Annotated in this window: 14 protein-coding genes; 5 read left to right on the forward strand and 9 right to left on the reverse strand. The window is 65.2% G+C overall.

Translation table 11 applies throughout. From position 1 onward, the window contains the following. The first annotated feature begins 1 nt into the window (after position 1). From tssM to tssA, 4 genes are read left to right on the forward strand one after another with little or no spacing between them, the layout of a single operon-like run. On the forward strand, positions 2-3,754 hold the full coding sequence (gene tssM / locus GJ700_RS21760; protein WP_154377823.1) for a type VI secretion system membrane subunit TssM: 3,753 nt from the start codon (positions 2-4) through the stop codon (positions 3,752-3,754). After that, the gene (gene tagF, locus GJ700_RS21765; protein ID WP_154377827.1) at positions 3,751-4,737 is read left to right on the forward strand and encodes a type VI secretion system-associated protein TagF; all 987 of its coding nucleotides are present in this window, start codon (positions 3,751-3,753) and stop codon (positions 4,735-4,737) included. Before tssM ends, tagF begins: the two co-directional genes overlap by 4 nt. Before the next feature lie 3 nt (positions 4,738-4,740). Continuing rightward, positions 4,741-5,517 carry an OmpA family protein gene (locus GJ700_RS21770; protein ID WP_154377830.1) on the forward strand — a complete coding sequence of 259 codons (777 nt, stop codon included), beginning with the start codon at positions 4,741-4,743 and terminating at the stop codon, positions 5,515-5,517. Between the two features lie 8 nt (positions 5,518-5,525). Further along, on the forward strand, positions 5,526-6,635 hold the full coding sequence (gene tssA / locus GJ700_RS21775) for a type VI secretion system protein TssA (protein ID WP_154377831.1): 1,110 nt from the start codon (positions 5,526-5,528) through the stop codon (positions 6,633-6,635). A 54-nt stretch (positions 6,636-6,689) separates the two neighbouring features. On the opposite strand, the gene GJ700_RS21780 is transcribed toward tssA, so the two are convergent. Further along, positions 6,690-7,112 (reverse strand): PACE efflux transporter, encoded by a 423-nt coding sequence (locus GJ700_RS21780; RefSeq protein ID WP_154377833.1) that lies wholly within the window; start codon positions 7,110-7,112, stop codon positions 6,690-6,692. 91 nt (positions 7,113-7,203) lie between these two features. Here GJ700_RS21780 and GJ700_RS21785 point away from each other — a divergent pair, with 91 nt between their 5' ends. Next, positions 7,204-8,097, forward strand: a complete 894-nt coding sequence (locus GJ700_RS21785) for a LysR family transcriptional regulator (protein ID WP_154377835.1) — start codon at positions 7,204-7,206, stop codon at positions 8,095-8,097. A 5-nt stretch (positions 8,098-8,102) separates the two neighbouring features. On the opposite strand, the gene tssH is transcribed toward GJ700_RS21785, so the two are convergent. The 8 genes from tssH to GJ700_RS21825 all read right to left on the reverse strand — a co-directional run bounded on the left by tssH (position 8,103) and on the right by GJ700_RS21825 (position 17,356). Continuing rightward, positions 8,103-10,748, reverse strand: a complete 2,646-nt coding sequence (gene tssH, locus GJ700_RS21790; protein WP_154377837.1) for a type VI secretion system ATPase TssH — start codon at positions 10,746-10,748, stop codon at positions 8,103-8,105. A gap of 14 nt (positions 10,749-10,762) precedes the next feature. Beyond that, positions 10,763-11,848 carry a type VI secretion system baseplate subunit TssG gene (gene tssG / locus GJ700_RS21795; protein WP_154377839.1) on the reverse strand — a complete coding sequence of 362 codons (1,086 nt, stop codon included), beginning with the start codon at positions 11,846-11,848 and terminating at the stop codon, positions 10,763-10,765. After that, complete coding sequence (gene tssF, locus GJ700_RS21800; protein WP_154377841.1) at positions 11,812-13,656, reverse strand: type VI secretion system baseplate subunit TssF; 1,845 nt, start codon at positions 13,654-13,656, stop codon at positions 11,812-11,814. The genes tssG and tssF overlap by 37 nt, the downstream gene beginning before the upstream one ends. 2 nt (positions 13,657-13,658) lie before the next feature. Continuing rightward, the gene (tssE, locus tag GJ700_RS21805) at positions 13,659-14,144 is read right to left on the reverse strand and encodes a type VI secretion system baseplate subunit TssE (protein WP_371868075.1); all 486 of its coding nucleotides are present in this window, start codon (positions 14,142-14,144) and stop codon (positions 13,659-13,661) included. A gap of 69 nt (positions 14,145-14,213) precedes the next feature. Next, positions 14,214-14,705 (reverse strand): Hcp family type VI secretion system effector, encoded by a 492-nt coding sequence (locus GJ700_RS21810; RefSeq protein ID WP_154377845.1) that lies wholly within the window; start codon positions 14,703-14,705, stop codon positions 14,214-14,216. 33 nt (positions 14,706-14,738) lie between these two features. Continuing rightward, positions 14,739-16,232 carry a type VI secretion system contractile sheath large subunit gene (gene tssC / locus GJ700_RS21815; RefSeq protein WP_154377847.1) on the reverse strand — a complete coding sequence of 498 codons (1,494 nt, stop codon included), beginning with the start codon at positions 16,230-16,232 and terminating at the stop codon, positions 14,739-14,741. A 2-nt stretch (positions 16,233-16,234) separates the two neighbouring features. Further along, positions 16,235-16,750, reverse strand: a complete 516-nt coding sequence (gene tssB, locus GJ700_RS21820; protein ID WP_154377849.1) for a type VI secretion system contractile sheath small subunit — start codon at positions 16,748-16,750, stop codon at positions 16,235-16,237. 21 nt (positions 16,751-16,771) lie between these two features. Then, the gene (locus GJ700_RS21825; protein WP_229507161.1) at positions 16,772-17,356 is read right to left on the reverse strand and encodes a tetratricopeptide repeat protein; all 585 of its coding nucleotides are present in this window, start codon (positions 17,354-17,356) and stop codon (positions 16,772-16,774) included. Between the last annotated feature and the right edge of the window lie 52 nt (positions 17,357-17,408).

Here is a 17,408-nt window from a genome sequence, read left to right on the forward strand (position 1 = left end):
TATGACTATCGACTCTCTGCGGTCCCACCTCACCTTGCGCAACGGCCTGCTGCTGGCCGGCTGGCTCGCGCTGGCCGCCGTCCTGCTGGTGGGCGCGTCCCTGCTGCACTTGCCGGCATGGCTGCCGTGGGCCATCTTCGGCGCGCTGTTCGCCATCGCGGCGGCATTCTGGCTGGGCCGGCGCATGCGCCGCCGCCGCGCATCGCGCAGCCTGGGCGACATGCTGGAAAAGCAGGCCGCTCCCCGCGCCGATGCGCTGCAACGCCAGGAAACCGACGCGCTGCGCCAGCGCATGCTGGCCGCCATCACCACCATCCGCCAGTCCAAGCTGGGCCAGTACTCCGGCAACGACGCGCTGTACGAATTGCCGTGGTATATGGTGATCGGCAATCCGGCCGCCGGCAAAAGCACGGCGATTGCCAGCTCCGGCCTGCAATTCCCGCTGGCCGACAGCAAGGTGGTGCAAGGCGTGGGCGGCACCCGCAATTGCGACTGGTTCTTCACCACGGACGGCATCCTGCTCGACACGGCGGGCCGCTACGCGGTGGCCGACGAAGACCGCGCGGAATGGTTCGGCTTCCTCGACCTGCTGAAAAAACACCGCAGCAAGGCCCCCATCAATGGCGTCATCATCGCCGTCAGCGTGGCCGAACTGGCGAACAGCCGCCCCGATTTCGCCATCAACCTGGCCAAGAACCTGCGCCAGCGCGTGCAGGAAGTCACGGAACGCCTGGCCGTGCATGCGCCCGTGTACATCGTGTTCACCAAAGCCGACCTGATCAACGGCTTCAATGAATTTTTCCAGGATTGCGAACTCGGTGAACGCGACCGCGTGTGGGGCGCCACCCTGCCCTACACGCCGGTGCACCACCAAGCCACCAGCGCGCAGTTGCTGGACTTGTTCGACGCCCGCTTCGATGAATTGCACGAAGGCTTGAAGGACATGAGCCGCGCCAGCATGGCGCTGCAATGGCGCGAACGCATGCCGGCCGGCGTGTTCACGTTCCCGCTGGAATTCGCGTCCATCAAGGGCCCGCTGCGCACCTTCGTCGCCACGCTGTTCGAGGAAAACCCGTTCCAGTTCAAGCCCGTGTTCCGGGGCTTCTATTTCACCAGCGCGCTGCAGGAGGGAGAGACCGTGTCGGCCTCGTCGCAGCGCGTGGCGCAGCGCTTCGACCTGCAACTGAAAGCGCCGGACCATGGCGCCGCGCACCAGCAGCAAGGCTACTTCCTGCTCAACCTGTTCCGCCATGTGATCTTCGCCGACAAGCAACTGGTGGCGCAATACGCCAGTCCCGCCCGCACCCGCATGCGCTATGCGGCCTTCATTGCCGCGATGGCGGTGGCGGGCCTGGCGCTGGGCGGCTGGAGCTGGTCGTACATGAACAACCGCCAGCTGGTGGCCAATGTCGAAGCGGATTTGCAGCAGGCCGCGCGCCTGCAGGACAAGCGCATCGACCTGCAATCGCGCCTGCAGGCGCTGGAGGTGCTGCAAGACCGCATCGAGCAGCTCGAACAATACAAGAAAGACCGTCCGCTGGCGCTGAGCCTGGGCTTGTACCAGGGGCAGACGCTGGACCGCAAGCTGCGCGAAGAATATTTCAATGGCGTGCGCGCCGTGATGCTGGCCCCCGTGGCGCAGGCGCTGGAAACATTCCTGGCCGAAGCCAACAACGCGGACATGCAGCCTCAAAGCCCCCCGGCCGCCGCGCAGCTATTCAAGGATGCGGTCCCCGGCAACGCGGAAGACGCGTACAACGCGCTGAAAACCTACCTGATGCTGGGCGACCGCACCCGCGCCGAGGCGGGCCATTTGAACGACCAGCTGACCCGCTACTGGCGCGCATGGCTGGACGCCAACCGTGGCGCCATGCCGCGCGAACAGTTGATCCGCAGCGCCGAGCGCATGATTTCGTTTTACCTGGCACAGGTGAACGACACGTCGTGGCCCACCATCGACAACAAGCTGGCGCTGGTCGACCAGAGCCGCGACAAGCTGCGCCGCGTGGTGCGCGGCTTGCCAGCCCGCGAACGCGTGTACGCGGACGTCAAGGCCCGCGCCGCCACCCGCTTCCCGTCGATGACGGTGGCCCGCATCGTCGGCGACCAGGACAAGGACCTGCTGCTGGGCAGCCACGCGGTGCCCGGCAGCTTTACCCGCGAGGCGTGGGAAGGCTATGTCAAGGATGCCTTCCGCGAAGCGGCCAATGGCGCCATGCAGAGCGCGGACTGGGTGCTGAAATCGTCGTCGAAGGATGATTTGACCCTGGAAGGCAGCCCGGAACAAATCCAGAAATCGCTGGTGGAACTGTACAAGACCGATTATGCGAAGGAGTGGCAGAAATTCATGCAGGGCGTGACGATCCGCGACCTCGACGGCTTCCAGCAGGCGGCGGCCGCCATGAACCGCCTGGGCGATCCGCAGATTTCGCCGCTGAACAAGGTCGTGGCGGCCGTGTACCAACAGACGTCGTGGGACAACCCGACCCTGGTCGACAGCGGTATCCAGCAGGCGCAGCGCGGTGTGGCCGCGTGGTTCCGCGAAACCATCCTGCGCCAGACGCCGTCATCGGTGCAGGCCGCCCTGCCCGCCGCGCAGGGCCAGAATGCGGCGCAGAATCAGGCGCAGATTCAGGCATTGCCGCTGGGCCCCGTGGGCCGCGAATTTGCCGGCGTGGCGCGCCTGGTGGCGCCGAAGGACAAGGATGCGTCGCTGATGCGCGGCTACATGGACTTGTTGTCGAAACTGCGCGGCCGCATCAACCAGATCCACAACCAGGGCGACGCCGGTCCAGGCGCCAAGCAATTGATGCAGCAAACCCTGGACGGCAACGGTTCGGAACTGGCGGAAGCGCTGCGCTACGTCGATGAACAAATGCTGGTCGGGATGAGCGACGCGCAAAAGCAGGCACTGCGTCCGCTGCTGGTGCGGCCGTTGATGCAAACCTTCGCCGTGATCGTGCGTCCCACCGAGGAGGAGATCAACAAGGTGTGGAGCGCGCAGGTGCTGACGCCGTTCCGCCGCAGCCTGGCGCTGAAATACCCGTTTGCCACGGAATCGAAGCTGGAAGCCAGCAATGCGGAAATCGGCGAAATCTTCGGCCCGTCCGGCGCCATCGCGAAATTCTTCGACGCCACCGTCGGCCCGCTGGTGGTGCGCCGTGGCGACACGCTGAGCAGCCGCACGTGGGCCAACATGGGTATCAACCTGGTGCCCGCCGTCGCCACCAGCTTCCCCGCGTGGGTGGCGCCACTGACTGCCGGCGGCGTCGCCAACGCGGCCGCCTCCACCGCCGGCGAAGCGCAAACCCGCTTTGAATTGCAGGCGCTGGGCGCCACCGGCGCCACGGAATTCACGATTGAAATCGATGGCCAGGCGCTGCGCTGGCGCGGCCAGCCGCAGCCGTGGGTGCGCATGGTGTGGCCGAACCCGCAAGGCGTGCCGGGCGCGCGCATCACGGCCATCACGCCGGAAGGCCGCTCCGTCGTGGTGCTGAACGAACAGGGCCACTTCGGCCTGAAACAAATGGTCGATGCATCGACGCGCAAACGCAAGGATGGCATGTTTGAACTGACGTGGAATAACGGCGGCGTATCCGTGACCGCCAACCTGAAAGTGGAGGCGCCGCCAGCGCCGCCGCCCGCCCCCGTGCCGCAACAGGCGTCCGGCTTCAAGCGCCTGCGCCTGCCGGACAGCATCGTGGCGCCTGCCGCGCCAACCAACACGGTGGCGGCCGCGGAGGTGCAGCCATGAGCCGCGGCATGACTCCCGCCAGCATTGGCTACTTTGGCAAAATCCCCAGCCGGGGCGACTTCGTCAAGGCCAGCGACAATCCCGCGCTGCTGAAAGTGCTGGACGACTGGCTGGCGCGCGCAATGGATTTGCTCAGCACGGACGCGCGCTGGAAGCTGACCTACGATGCGCTGGCGCCATTACACTTCGCCTTTGTCGGTCCGCGCCGCCGCCATGCGATCGGCGGCCATATCGTGGCCAGCAGCGACCAGTCCAGCCGCCGCTATCCGTTCCTGATGGCCAGCAGCATGGAAGCGCCGGAACCGGGCGGCTTCGTGCCCAATGCGCCGCTGGTGCTGAACCGCCTGTGGATGCGGCTGGAATTGCTGGCCGACGGCGTGGTCAGCGCCAACGAAGCTACCAGCGCGCTGCAAGCGGCCACCGCGCAAATGGTGGAACTGGACTTGCGCCCGTCGGCTTACGACGCCGCGTTCAGCGACTTCATGGACATGCAGACCATTGGTTCGCTGCAAGCCATGCTGGCGCACGCGGGATTCAACGGCACCGTGCGCCAGTTACTGCTGGCGCTGGGCATGCTGCTGCAACCCGTGCTGGCCAGCAGTTCCAGCCGCCTCGATAAAAGTCTGCTGCTGCCATTGCCGCACGATCCGCTGTACCGCAGCCTGGTGGCGGCGTACTGGATGCACGTGATCACACCGTTCCTGGCGCGGGCCGACTTCGAACTGGCGCTGTTCGTCACGCACATGGCGCGCCAGCCGGTGCTGGTGCTGGGCTTTTCCGGCGCATCCGCCCACACGCTGCAAGCCATCATGGACCCGCAGGTGGGCCAGGAACACCACATCACGTTCGACCAGCTCGACTGGGTGGAAGACCAGGCCAATGCCGATTACGCGGGCAAGAAGACGTCCGCATACCTGTCGCAACCGAATTTATCCCTCAAGTCCGCGCTCGCCATGCTGCACGCGGCGTACATAGGAACTTGAACCATGCGTGTTTTCCTCCCATTGTTGATGTCCGCGCTGCTGGCGCAGGCGGCCCATGCGCAGGCGCCGGCGCCGGCGGCGCCGCAACCGGGCCAGGTACTGGCCAGCGGCACTTTGCCGGATGAAGCCAGCAAGGCCGCCGTGCTGGCGAAATTGCGCGACGTCTATGGCGCAGATAAAGTGGTCGACCAGATCAACGTCGACCAGGTGGTGACACCCGCCAACTGGAACGCCTACGTGCAAAAGCTGATCACGCCGGAACTCAAGCAGATCAGCCGCGGCCAGCTGAAAATCGACGGCAGCACCGTCACGTTGCGGGGCGAAGTGGCCAACGAAGCGCTGCGCCAGAAAATGGCCAGCACCGTGGCCACCAGCCTCAATCCCACGTACACCGTCAACAATGCGCTGCGCGTGCCGGCCGGCGAACAGCGCATCCTCGACAATGCGCTGGCCAACCGCATCGTTGAATTCGAGAGCGGCCAGGCCACGCTGACGCCGGCCGGCCGCGCCATCCTCGATGAAATGGTGCAGGCGCTGCAAAAGCTCAAGGGCCGCAAGGTCGACATCATCGGCCATACGGACAGCCTGGGCTTGCGCGCAACGAACCTGGGCCTGAGCCAGGCCCGCGCCGACGCCGTGAAAACCTACCTGGCCAGCCACGGCATCGACGGCAACCTGCTGGCCGCCAGCGGCCAGGGACCCGACCGTCCCGTGGCCGGCAACGATACCCCGGAAGGCCGTGCGCGCAACCGCCGCATTGAATTCCGCCTGAACCAATAAGGAGCCCCATGTTTTCCGCACAACAGCTGCTTGAACCGATCAGCGACGCCCTCCCCGGCGGCAGCGACCTGGCGTTTTCGCCGGAACTGGACGCCATTGCCCACGCCCGCAAATTCGATGATCCGTCGCTGGACCAGGGCGAATGGGTCACGGATTTGAAGGAAGCCGACTGGGGTTTCGTGGTGGAGCGCAGCGCCGCGCTGCTGGCCACGCGCAGCAAGGATTTGCGGCTGGCGGTGTGGCTGGCCGAGGCGGCGTCGTACCGGCACGGGTTGCGCGGGCTGGCCGAAAGCTGGCAGGTGCTGGCGGGCCTGTGCGAACGCTATTGGGATAACGGCCTGTTCCCCGAAGCCGATGGCGACCACGAGCAGCGCATCGGCAACCTGGCGTGGATACTGGGCCGCACGCCCGCCCTGCTGCGCGTCATCCCGCTGACCGAAGGCCGGGGCAGCGCGTATTCGATGGCCGATTTCGACGCGGCCCGCAAGGCCGCCGGCGATCCGGCCCACGTGGACGGCCCGAAGCTGGCCGACATGGAAACGGCAAAGCGCAACAGTTCGCAGCCGTTCCGGGAAGCGCTGGCGGCCGATGCCGCCGCGTGCATGGACGCGCTGCGGGCCTTTGAGCAGGCGGCCGATGCGCGGCTGGGGGCGGACAGCCCGAGTTTTACGCCGGCCCGCGAAGCGCTGCAGGCGCTGATCCGTGCGCTGCCGCCGTGCTCCGCGTCTTCCACTGCCACTGCGGAAGCCGCCGGCAACGGTATCGCCGTCCTGCCTGGCCAGCAGGAAGGGCACGGCATGCCGGGCTTTGCAGGCCTGGCGGGGTTCGCCGGCGCCGGCGCGCTGGCCGTGGGGGCAGTCGGCGGCTGGGACCAGCCTGCCGCCGCCGTGCAGCCCGGCGGCATCGCCAACCGCACGCAAGCCGTGGCGCTGCTGCGCTCCGTCGCGCAATTTTTCCGCAAGACGGAACCGCACAGCCCCGTGTCGTATTTCGCGGACAAGGCCGCCGATGCCGCCGAGCAGGACCTGCACACGTGGCTGCGCTCCGTGATCAAGGATCCCGCTTCGATGGCGCATATTGAAGAATTGCTGGGGGTGCGGAGTTCCCCCGGCGATTAACGCTTACTTCGGTTTCCCCACGACGAATTGCCCAGCACATTGGGCATCGATTGTTCATGCCTGTGCCGACGCCGGCAAGCCAAACACCGCATCAAACGCCCAGCTGAACAGGAATGTATAGGCGAGGAAGAACAGCACCAGCCCGAAATCCAGCAGGAAGGCGTGCCACAGCGAGATGTCCAGCCACCACGCGAACAGCGGCACCAGCATGGCCAGCATCCCCGTTTCGAACCCCACCGCATGCGCCACCCGCCGCGCCACGCTGCGGCCCCGCTTCGCCTGGCGCGCTTCCCACGCTTCGAACAGCGAGTTGTACGCCAGGTTCCACAGCACGGCAATCGTCGACGACGCCACGGCCGCCACGCCGGCATGGCCCGCGTCGTGATTGGAAAACATGGTCAGGCCGGCCGTCGTGCAGCCGATGGCGATCAATTCAAAAAACGTGACGTAGACGACTTTACGCAGTGGTCCTTGCATGGCCAACCTCCTGGAGCGAATGGAATGACTGGACTATATGTGTGAATTCCTGATATAAAAAGTCAGATTCTTTCAAAATATTTGATAGACCATGGCATTCACCAGCGATACCGTTCGAATCTTCCTCGCCGTGCTCGATCACGGTTCGTTTTCAGCCGCCGCGCGCGCACTGGGCAAGGTGCCGTCCGCCGTCAGCATGGCCATCGCCCAGCTGGAAGCGGAACTGGATTTACCGTTGTTCGACCGCGTCGGCCGCGAACCCCGCCCCACGGATGCGGCGCGCGCACTGGAGCCGCGCGCACGCCAGCTGGCCAACCAGTTGCGGCAACTGGATGCGCATGCGCTGGCCTTGCACGCGGGGCTGGAACGGCGGCTGACCATCGCCATCGCACCGGACTTGATGGCGGCGCCATGGAGCGCGCCGCTGGCGGTGCTGGCGGCGGAATACCCGGCGCTGGAAGTGGACGTGCTGTCCGCGCCACAAGCCGACGCGCTGCGCATGCTGCATGAAGGCGACGTGCACCTGGCGCTGGTCTACGAGCGGGAACGGGTCGACGAGCGCGAAGCATTCGAGGAAGTCGACAGCGAATTGCTGGTGGCGGCGCTGGCCGCGCACCATCCACTGGCCGCTGATGGCGCGCGCCGTTTGCGGCTGGAGGATTTGCTCGACATGCGGCAAATCGTCGTGGCCAGCCGCGACGGCAGCCGCGATCCCCGCTACGTGATTTCACGCCAGGTCTGGCGCACCGACAGCCAGCACGCCACCCTCAGCATGGTGCAGGCGGGCCTGGGCTGGGCTTACCTGCCCCGCGCGCTGGTGCAGCCGCTGACGGCGGCGGGCACCCTGGTGGAAATCGATTTCGACAATATCAGCAACAAATTGCGGCTGTGGGTCGACGTGGTGTGGTCGCGCGAGCGCCCGCTGGGCTTGGGCGCGCGGCGCTACATAGAGCTGATGCGTGCAGGCCGCGCCAGAACAAAATAACGGAATCACCGGATCGTGTACTTGAACCGCCCCTGCCGGTCCGCCCCCACCTTGACCCTGGCAATCGCCGCCCCTTCCGCCATCCGCGCCAGCACCGCCTCGCCGATCTCCGGCAACAACGTGCCATTGAGGATATGGTCGACATTGCGCGCCCCCGAATCGATTTCCGTGCAGCGCGCCAGCACCGCCTCCACCAGCGCCTTGTCCCAGCTGAATTCCGCCTGGTGGTTGGCCGCGATGCGGCGGCCGATGCGGCCCAGTTTCAACGCAATGATCTCGGCCAGCACGTCGTCCGGGATCGGATAGAACGGCACGGTTTTCAGGCGGCCCAGGAAGGCCGGCTTGAATTGCTTCATCAGGTGCGGGCGCAGCAGCGCTTCCAGTTCGTCCACCGTCGGCAATTCGTCCGCGCCCTTGTTCAGGCAAGCCTGCATCACGGTGGCGGACGCCACGTTCGACGTCAGGATGATGATGGTGTTGCGGAAGTCGATTTCCCGCCCTTCCGCATCGTCCATGACGCCCTTGTCGAACACCTGGTAAAACATTTCCAGCACGTCCGGATGGGCTTTTTCCACTTCATCGAGCAGCACCACGCTGTACGGGTTGCGCCGCACGGCTTCCGTCAGCACGCCGCCTTCGCCATAGCCCACGTAACCGGGCGGCGAGCCTTTCAGGCCGGACACGCTGTGCGCTTCCTGGTACTCGCTCATGTTGATTGTAATGAGCTTGCGTTCACCGCCATACAGAACGTCGGCCAGCGCCAGCGCGGTTTCCGTCTTGCCCACGCCGGATGGACCGACGAACAGGAACACGCCCTTCGGCTTGTTCGGATCGTCCAGCGCCGCGCGCGCCGTGCGCACCCGCTGTGCAATGGCGGCCAGCGCGTGCGGCTGGCCCAGCACGCGTTCACCCAGCAAGCCGTGCAGGTTCAACACGGTCTTGATTTCATCCTTGACCATCTTGCCCAGCGGGATACCGGTCCAGCCGGACACGATGCCCGCCACCACCGCGCCATCGACCTGCACCGGCACCAGCGGCGCTTCGCCCTGCAATGCGTGCAACTGGTCTTGCAGCGCCTTCACGTCCCTGCCCTGGCTGGCGTCCGCCGGCCCGCCCGCTTCCAGCACCACGCGCGCCGCCGTGATTTGCGTGGCCAGCTGCTTTTCCTGTTCCCACCGCGCCGCCAGCGCTTCGTGCTCGTTGGCGGCCGCTTCGCGTTCCGCCTTCAGTTGCGCCAGCCGCGCGCCATGGTCGGCCCCGCCCGACTGCACTTCGCGCTCCAGCGCGGCCGCTTCCACGCCATTGCGCTCGATCTTGCGCGCCAGCCGTTCCAGTTGCGCCGGCGTCGCGTTCTGCCCCAGCGCCACGCGGGCGCATGCCGTATCGAGCACGCCGATGGCCTTGTCCGGCAATTGCCGACCCGTGATGTAGCGGTGCGACAGCCGTACCGCCTCGGTGATGGCTTCGTCGGCGATGCGCACGTTGAAATGCTTTTCCATCAGCGGCGCCATGCCGCGCAACATCGCGCACGCGAGTTCTTCGCTGGGCTCTTCCACCTTGACCACCTGGAAGCGACGCGCCAGCGCAGCATCCTTTTCAAAATACTTTTTATATTCGGCCCACGTGGTCGCGGCGATCGTGCGCAACTCGCCCCGGGCCAGCGCGGGCTTCAGCAGATTGGCCGCGTCATTCTGGCCCGCCTGGCCGCCCGCGCCGATCATCGTGTGGGCTTCGTCGATGAACAGCACGATCGGCCTTGGGCTCTTGCGCACTTCATCGATGACGTTTTTCAGGCGGTTTTCAAATTCGCCTTTCACGCTGGCGCCCGCCTGCAGCAAGCCCATGTCCAGCACGTGCAATTGCACGCCTTGCAGCACGTCCGGCACGTCGCCTTGTGCGATGCGCAGCGCCAGCCCTTCCACCACGGCGGTCTTGCCGACCCCGGCTTCGCCCGTCAGGATGGGATTGTTCTGGCGGCGGCGCATCAGGATATCGATAGCCTGGCGGATTTCATCGTCGCGGCCGATGACGGGATCGAGCTTGCCGTCCAGCGCGCGCTGCGTCAGGTTGCTGGTGTACTGGTCCAGCGCCGGCGTTTTCTGCGGCGGCGCCACGGTATCGCCTTCCGCTGGCGGCGTACCGCCAACCGCTTGCACCGGCGCCACGGCTTCCTGCGAACCGGCCGCAATCGCGTCCAGCTTGTGGCGGATCTGTTCCACGTCGAAGCGGGCAAACTGTTTCGACGTGCGCTGCGCCAGTTGCGACAGTTCCGCATCCGTCAGCAGCGCCTGAAGGATGTGTGCGCTGCGGATGGATGCCGTATGTTCCGGCGTGATGTCCAGCGAGGCGATCAGCCACGCATGTTCCAGCAATTTCGGCAACCGCTCCGAAAACACGGGCGTGCGGGTATTGCCGGCCTTGAAACCATCGATTTCCGCCTGCAAGTCCGCTTCCAGCGCCCCGGCCGCGATGCCGCAGCGGCGCGCAATCGCGGAGACGTCGCTGGCCGGCTGTTCCAGCAGCGCCAGCAACAGGTGTTCGATGTCGACCTGGTACTGGCCCAGTGACACACAGATGCCGGCAGCGCGGGTGGCGGCATCGCGGCACGTGGCGTTCAGTTTGCCGATCAGCGTTTTCAGGTTGATGCTCATGATGCGTTGGTTCCTTAAATGGTGTGGAGTTCATAGCGCACGTCGGCGCGGTCGCGCGGCGCGCCGGCGTGCGGCAAAAAGCTGTCCCAGCCCAGGCGCGCGCCGCCGCCGTCCAGGCATGCGCCACGCACGTCGTCTCGGCGCAGCACCAGCTGCACTTCGTATTCCAGGGTCACGCCGGTAAACATGGCCAGCAATTGCCGCAGCGCGCCGGCCGCGGCGCCGCCGGGCAGGAACGACACGTAGCTGGCATGGTCCAGCGGGCCGATCACGAGGCGCAGGCGCAAGTCGCGCTGCCAGACGCGGGCGCCGGCCAGCGCGCTGGCGCCCAGCACGGCGTTGGCGCCGCCCAGCGCGGTCTGCTGCGCTGCCGGCACGTCGTACCAGCAGCCGATGAATTGTTCGATCGCCACCGGCTGGCCAAAGTATTCGGACAGCACGCGCGCGACCTGCGTCGCGGACGCGGGCTTCTGGCGCACCATGGCGGCGAAATACGCCAGCGATTCGTCGCGCACGCCATGGCCGTCGCCGCCCAGGCGACGCCGCAACGCGCCCTGCCCCAGGCCGCCCAGCGACAGCAGCAGCGGCATGAACCCATCCTTCGCGTCCTTGCCGCCGCCCCGGTATTTCAGCTCCAGCCGGTACTTGCGCCACGCTTCATAAAACAGCGCCAGCGAGCGGCCGGAAAAAGCGTCGAGAAACGCGCGGGGACCATCGTCGCGCTGGTACAGCGCATGCGACGCGACACGCTCCGTGTAATGGGCGGGCAAGGCGCCGTTCGCGCCGAGCAATCCCATGAACGTGGGCGTGACGCGCACATATTTCAGTTGCGCGCCTTGGAGCGCCGCGCCCAGGCCGCGCGCATCGCGCGGCGTCGCGGCGGGTTCCGGCTGCAACGCTTCGATTTCACTGGCGGGGAACGACAGCGACGTGGAATTGTGAAAGCGCACATAGTTCGCCAGCACGTCGTCCCCGGCACTGCCATGGCGGCGCAGCCACAATTCCAGCATGCGCATCGCCTGGAAGTACTCGAAGCGGTACGGTTCGGCGAACAGGCGCTCGATTACAGCAGGCTCAAATCGCCGCTTCGGGGCTGGCATCGCAGCAATTCCTCTCCGGTTTGATGGGATACCACGACCAGCTGCGCGAAGCTGTTGGCGTGGACGTACAGGCCCAGGAAGCGCTCGACCAGGTGGGCGAACGCGTGGATGCCGCTGCCGACAAACGCTTCCTCGTCGATGGCCAGCCGCACTTCGACACCGCGCACCAGGCACGCGAACGGGTTACCCGGCAGCCACGCGTTGGCGGCTTTGTGCGCTATGCCGCGCACCCCGCCGATCAGGCGCTGCGTGGAAGGCGAACGGGGCAGGTCATACAGCGCCAGCATTTCGCGGAACGCATCGAGGCCGTCTTCGTCCAGTGACAGGTGATTCAGCGACAGGTGCGAAATCAGGCGCCACTGCGCGCCGCCGCCCCGCTCGAAACGGTAGGACGGCGTGGGCTTGCGCAGCAGGCTGATGGCGCGCACGGCCGAACCACCTTCCATGAACAGGTCGCCCCCGTGCGCGCCGTACGACAGCAGCAGCGGCAAGTCGCGGTTGGTGCAGCTCAGCTCCAGGCTCAGTGTGTCGGTTTCCACTTCGGCCGGGTCGAAATCGATGTCGACGATGGAAATTTCCGTTTCATAGCCAGGGCTGCTTTCCGCCACCGACTCATTGCGGCGCGCCACCCAGTAGTGGCCATGCTTTTCCGGCGCCTGGCCGTGCCGCAGCGAATAAAACGGGCGGAATGCCGTGACGGATTCGCCTTGCGGCGTTTGCCGCACCAGCTTGACCGATTCGATCGCCTGCACTTCATAAGCGAAGGCGCGGCGCGCATCGGCCAGCACCGGGTAGCTGGCCGTCTGGTGCGTCATGCGGATCGGCTCTCCCCGCTGGCGGAACAGGTTGACCACGGGCGTGCATCCGGTCAGCACGTGGTTGACCGACAGCGGCGCCAGGATGCGCGCCACGTTGGAATCCGTGCGCAGGCCGGACAAGGCCAGGTGGATCGTCACGTGGCGGCCGCCGGCGGGCAGCACGGCGGCCAGCGCTGCCACGTCGATGTCGAAGAAATTGAACTTCTCGGGGAAACAGAAGTATTCCGTCAGCAGCCGGTAGGCTGCGTGGGAGCGGGCGGAAAAGTCGATCAGCGCATCGTCTTCGTCGAACCCGGCTTGCGCCAGCGGCGAGACCGGCAGCGCGCGCCAGCGGCCATCGCCATCGCTTTCCGCATACGCCGCCACTGTGCGCATGAACAGCGCGTCGCGCAGCGCCGCGCAGAACGACGGTTCGCCATCGATGAACAGGCGCAGTTTATTCAGCCCCAGTTGCAGCGGCCCCGCCTGCGCGGCGGTGGCGGACAGCGTGATGCTGACGGCGGACGTGGCGCCGGCCGGCGCGCGCAGCGCTTCGGGCATCGTCAACACGGGGGAAAACCGGGCTTGCGTGACCGCCACCGGCGCCACAGTAACGGCATACGCGGTGCGGAACGTGCACGTGGCGCCCCGCACGGGCCGCGAAGTCAGCTGCGTGCCGCGGGGAATCTGCGATGCACCGGACAGTTGCGCGGCGGCGGCGCCGGTATCCATGCGGGCAATCGAGCATGACGGGAATGGCCGCAGGTAATGCGGGTACATCGCCTCGAACATGGCTTCGGTGAATTCGGGGTAATCGTCGTCGAGGCGCTTGGCGATGCGGGAATTCATCAGCGCGAACGATTCGATCATGCGTTCGATGTGCGGGTCTTCGCACACTTCGCCGCCCACTTGCAGGCGGCCGGCGATTTTCGGGTAGCGCTCGGCGAATTCGCGCGAATAGCGGCGCAGGAAGCCGAGCTCCCTTTCGTAATACGGTAACAGCTGTTCCAAGTTCAGGCTCCCGCAAGCGCCTGGCGGCGGCCCTTGCTGATGGTGTAATGCTGGCTCGACGGCTGCAGCACGGCGTCGAAATTCACGGGTTCCTGCGTGGCGCTGGCGACCAGCAATGCGGAGATATTGAAGCCGAGGCGGTTGATCGCCCCTTCGCGCACTTCCAGCGAGGCCTGCACGTTGCGCAGGCGCGGCTCATGGCGCACGATGGCGCGCTCCAGCGCGCGGCAGATCGCGGTGCGGTCGTCGGTGCTGGACAGCGACAGGCCGGCAAAGTCGGCCAGGCCATAACTGGCGATCGAACGGCCGCATTCGGGAAACCGCTTGAGCAAGTCTTCGCGCACCACCGTGCGCGTATTGAGCAGCGCTTCCAGGTCACGGGCGACGGCGTCTTTCATTTCTTCCACGGACAGGCGCGTGATGGCGCCGGTGTCATTACCCTGTTCAAACAACAGGCGGTCGAACAGACCCGGGGTATAGCCTTTGATCGGCATGATGTCTCCATGGACGTAAAACCTGTAGGGCGGATTCGCGCAAGCGAACCCGCCCAACGTCAATTACACGATACGGTTCGACGACAGGTCCCAGCCGCCGGACGTGTTACCGCCGGTGCCGCCGGTGACTTTCTGCTGCGTGTACTTCCACTTCACGCGCGAATATTTCAGCGACACGTCTTCCGACAGGATGTCGCCCGGACGCACGGATGGCGCCACGCTGGAGATCAGCACGTTTTCCAGTTCGATCTCGAAGTACTTGACGCGCTCGCCCTGGCCGTCAGCGCGCAGGAATTCCAGCTTGGCCTTCGGGATGGTTTTGCCTTGCGAGCAGGTTTGCAGCAGGATCGGCGTCGACAGGTCGGCCAGTTTGGAAATCAGCACGTCCTTGTGTTCCGTGCGTTCCGCCGTGTGGCCGCCGCCGGTGGAAGCGGTCGCCGATTTCGGCTGCAAGACGCCGAAGTCGACCGATTTCACTTCGATCCAGTCTTTGTGGGTGGTGTCGGTGGACTCGCCTTTGATACCGTCGATTTGCAGATATACGTCGATTGCCATGTGATTCCTTTCAGTGGGTTATGGACTTTGAAGTTAGTTCTTGGTCGATGCAGGAAGCTCCGCGACCAATCGGAGCGATACGGACAGCTCATCGAGCTGGAAATGCGGGCGCAGGAACGACACGGCGCGATAGACGCCGGGACGCCCTGGCACTTCGGCTACTTGCACCGAAGCTTCGCGCAACGGGAATTGCGCTTTCTGTTCCTGGCTGGCGTTATCGTCCAGCAGCACGTACTGGGTCAGCCAGCGGTTCAGGTAATCTTCGACGCCGGAGGCGGCGGCAAAGCTGCCGATCTTGTCGCGCATCATGGCTTTCATGTAATGCGCGATACGGGACACGGCAAAGATGTATTGCAGCTGCGACGACAGCACCGCGTTGGCGTTGGCCGCCTCGCTGTTGTATTTCTTCGCCTTTTGCACGGATTGCGCGCCAAAGAACGCCGCGTAATCCGTGTTCTTGCAGTGCACCAGCGAGATGAATCCGAGGTCGCTCAATTCCTTTTCACGGCGGTCCGTGATGGCGATCTCGGTCGGGCACTTCAGCGCCACTTCGCCCTCATCCGTCTTGAACGTGTGGGTCGGCAGGTTTTCCACCAGGCCGCCGCCTTCCACACCGCGGATCGCGGCGCACCAGCCGAAGTCGTCGAAGGCCGACGTCAGCTTGGCGCCGAACGCATAGGCCGCGTTGCACCACAGGTATTTGTGGTGGTCGGTACCGTCCACGTCTTCCACGAAGTTGAAGGTTTCCGTGGTGGCGCCGTCGGCCGGGTTGTATGGCAGACGGCCCAGGAAACGCGGCAGGGTCAGGCCCACGTAGCGCGCATCTTCCGATTCGCGGAACGACTTCCACTTCGCGTATTCCACCGTGTCGAACACCTTGGCCAGGTCGCGCGGTTTGCCCAGGTCGCCGTAGCATTCCAGCCCAAACAGTTCAGGCGACGCGGCGCTGATGAACGGCGCGTGGGCGGCGGCGGCCACGTGCGACATCTGCTCGATGAAGTACATGTCTTCCGGCTGGCGCGTGATATCGAAGTCGCCCAAGAGCGCACCGAACGGCGCGCCGCCAAAGGTGCCGAATTCCTCTTCGTACACCTTGCGGAACATGGTGCTCTGGTCGAATTCCAGCGCACCCTGGAAATCCTTGACCAGTTCGCGCTTGGTGGCGTTCAGCATCTTGATTTTCAGGTGCTGGCCGGTGGCGCTGTTCTTCACCAGGTAATGCAAGCCGGTCCAGCTGCTCTCTAACTTCTGGAATTCCGGCGCATGCATGATGGCCGACAACTGGCTGGAAATCAGGCGGTCCAGTTCCGCCACGCGGGCATCGATGGTGGCGCCCAGGTTGTCGGAGACGACAACGGTGCCTTCCATGACTTCGCGCACCAGTTCGGAAATCAAATCCTTGGCGCGGGCGTGTTCCGTGCTGGAACGCGCGACGCGGCTTTCCTCGACGATCTGGTCCAGCAACGCCGGCTGGTGGTCCGCTTGCAGCGGGGTGGCTTGGGCTTCCGGGGTCAGTACGGCGGACATGGTTACTCCTTGTCGGATAAAGGCTGGCTGGCGCGGCTCAGCTCCGCCAGCTTTTCAGTGTTGGTCAGCACATCGCTGAGGATGTCTTCCAGCTTGTCGTTGCCGGCCAGCTTGTTGCGCAAGTCGGCCAGGCGGGTGCGCGCTTCCAGCAGCTTGCGCAGCGGCTCCACCTGTTCCACCACGGATTCCGGGCGGAAGTCGTCCATCGCCTGGAACGTCAGGTCGACGGCGAATTCGCCGCCTTCCGGCGTCAGTTCGTTGGCCACGCGGAAGGCCGCGCGCGGCGCCATCGCCTGCATGACGTCGTCGAAGCTGTCGCGGTCGACGCCGACGAATTTGCGTTCCTTGAGTTTCTTTTGTTCGACCTGCGATGCGCCGGCGAAGTCGCCGACCACGCCCATCACGAACGGCAATTCCTTGCTTTCGACGGCATCGCCGATCTCGACGTCATAGCTCATCTGCACGCGCGGCGCGCGCACTTTTTGCAGGCGTTTCTGGACACTTTCATTCCTGGACATGGCATTCCTCTGCTGGTTGGGTTACTTCAGGGCGCTGAATGGATCGGCGCTGGACGTTTCCCGCTTGGCGGGCGCTTTTTTTGCCGTGCGCGCGGGCGCGCGCTGCGGCGCGGCGGCCGGCTGGGCCGGTGGCGGCACCAGGACCGTTTCGCCCAGGCTTTCACGCAGCAGCTTGGCCAGGTCTTGCGACTCGGTGCGCAGCGGGCCGGTCAGATTGTTCTGGCGGCTCAGGTCCGACAGCGCGCGGGTCGACAGGCGCAGGCCCGCCACCGCGATGATGCTGTTGGCCACCTGGTCGTTCGGGTCGCGCACCAGCGCTTCCTGGGCGCTGACGATGGCTTCGCCATACTGGCCCGCGTCATAGCGGGCCTGGGCAATGCTGACCCACGGTGTTTTTTCAGCGGGGAACGCGGCGGCCGTCTGTTTCCACAAGGTGACGGCCTGCTCTTTCTGGCCGGACGATGCGGCCGACGTGGCTTGCGCCATCAAGTCGCTCATCGATGGTTTGGGGATGTCGGCAATCTTCGGCGGCGTACTGCACGCACTCAGGATGGCGGTGACAGAAGCGGCGGCAACCAGGCGGCCAATATGCTGAATTGATTTCATGGAACCCTCGGCAATGCTCATTTGATAATAATTTATTGATAACTTTCAACGG

The organism is Pseudoduganella rivuli, from assembly GCF_009674485.1.
GTDB classification, from domain to species: Bacteria; Pseudomonadota; Gammaproteobacteria; order Burkholderiales; family Burkholderiaceae_D; genus Rugamonas; species Rugamonas rivuli_B.

Excerpts from the sequence above, each read along its gene's own strand:
- GJ700_RS21770 (WP_154377830.1), top strand. The coding sequence starts at position 4,741 with ATGCGTGTTTTCCTCCCATTGTTGATGTCCGCGCTGCTGGCGCAGGCG.
- GJ700_RS21785 (WP_154377835.1), top strand. The coding sequence starts at position 7,204 with ATGGCATTCACCAGCGATACCGTTCGAATCTTCCTCGCCGTGCTCGAT.
- tssB (WP_154377849.1), bottom strand. The coding sequence starts at position 16,750 with ATGTCCAGGAATGAAAGTGTCCAGAAACGCCTGCAAAAAGTGCGCGCG.
- tssG (WP_154377839.1), bottom strand. The coding sequence starts at position 11,848 with ATGCCAGCCCCGAAGCGGCGATTTGAGCCTGCTGTAATCGAGCGCCTG.
- tssM (WP_154377823.1), top strand. The coding sequence starts at position 2 with ATGACTATCGACTCTCTGCGGTCCCACCTCACCTTGCGCAACGGCCTG.
- tagF (WP_154377827.1), top strand. The coding sequence starts at position 3,751 with ATGAGCCGCGGCATGACTCCCGCCAGCATTGGCTACTTTGGCAAAATC.
- GJ700_RS21810 (WP_154377845.1), bottom strand. The coding sequence starts at position 14,705 with ATGGCAATCGACGTATATCTGCAAATCGACGGTATCAAAGGCGAGTCC.
- GJ700_RS21825 (WP_229507161.1), bottom strand. The coding sequence starts at position 17,356 with ATGAAATCAATTCAGCATATTGGCCGCCTGGTTGCCGCCGCTTCTGTC.
- tssC (WP_154377847.1), bottom strand. The coding sequence starts at position 16,232 with ATGTCCGCCGTACTGACCCCGGAAGCCCAAGCCACCCCGCTGCAAGCG.
- tssH (WP_154377837.1), bottom strand. The coding sequence starts at position 10,748 with ATGAGCATCAACCTGAAAACGCTGATCGGCAAACTGAACGCCACGTGC.
- tssA (WP_154377831.1), top strand. The coding sequence starts at position 5,526 with ATGTTTTCCGCACAACAGCTGCTTGAACCGATCAGCGACGCCCTCCCC.
- GJ700_RS21780 (WP_154377833.1), bottom strand. The coding sequence starts at position 7,112 with ATGCAAGGACCACTGCGTAAAGTCGTCTACGTCACGTTTTTTGAATTG.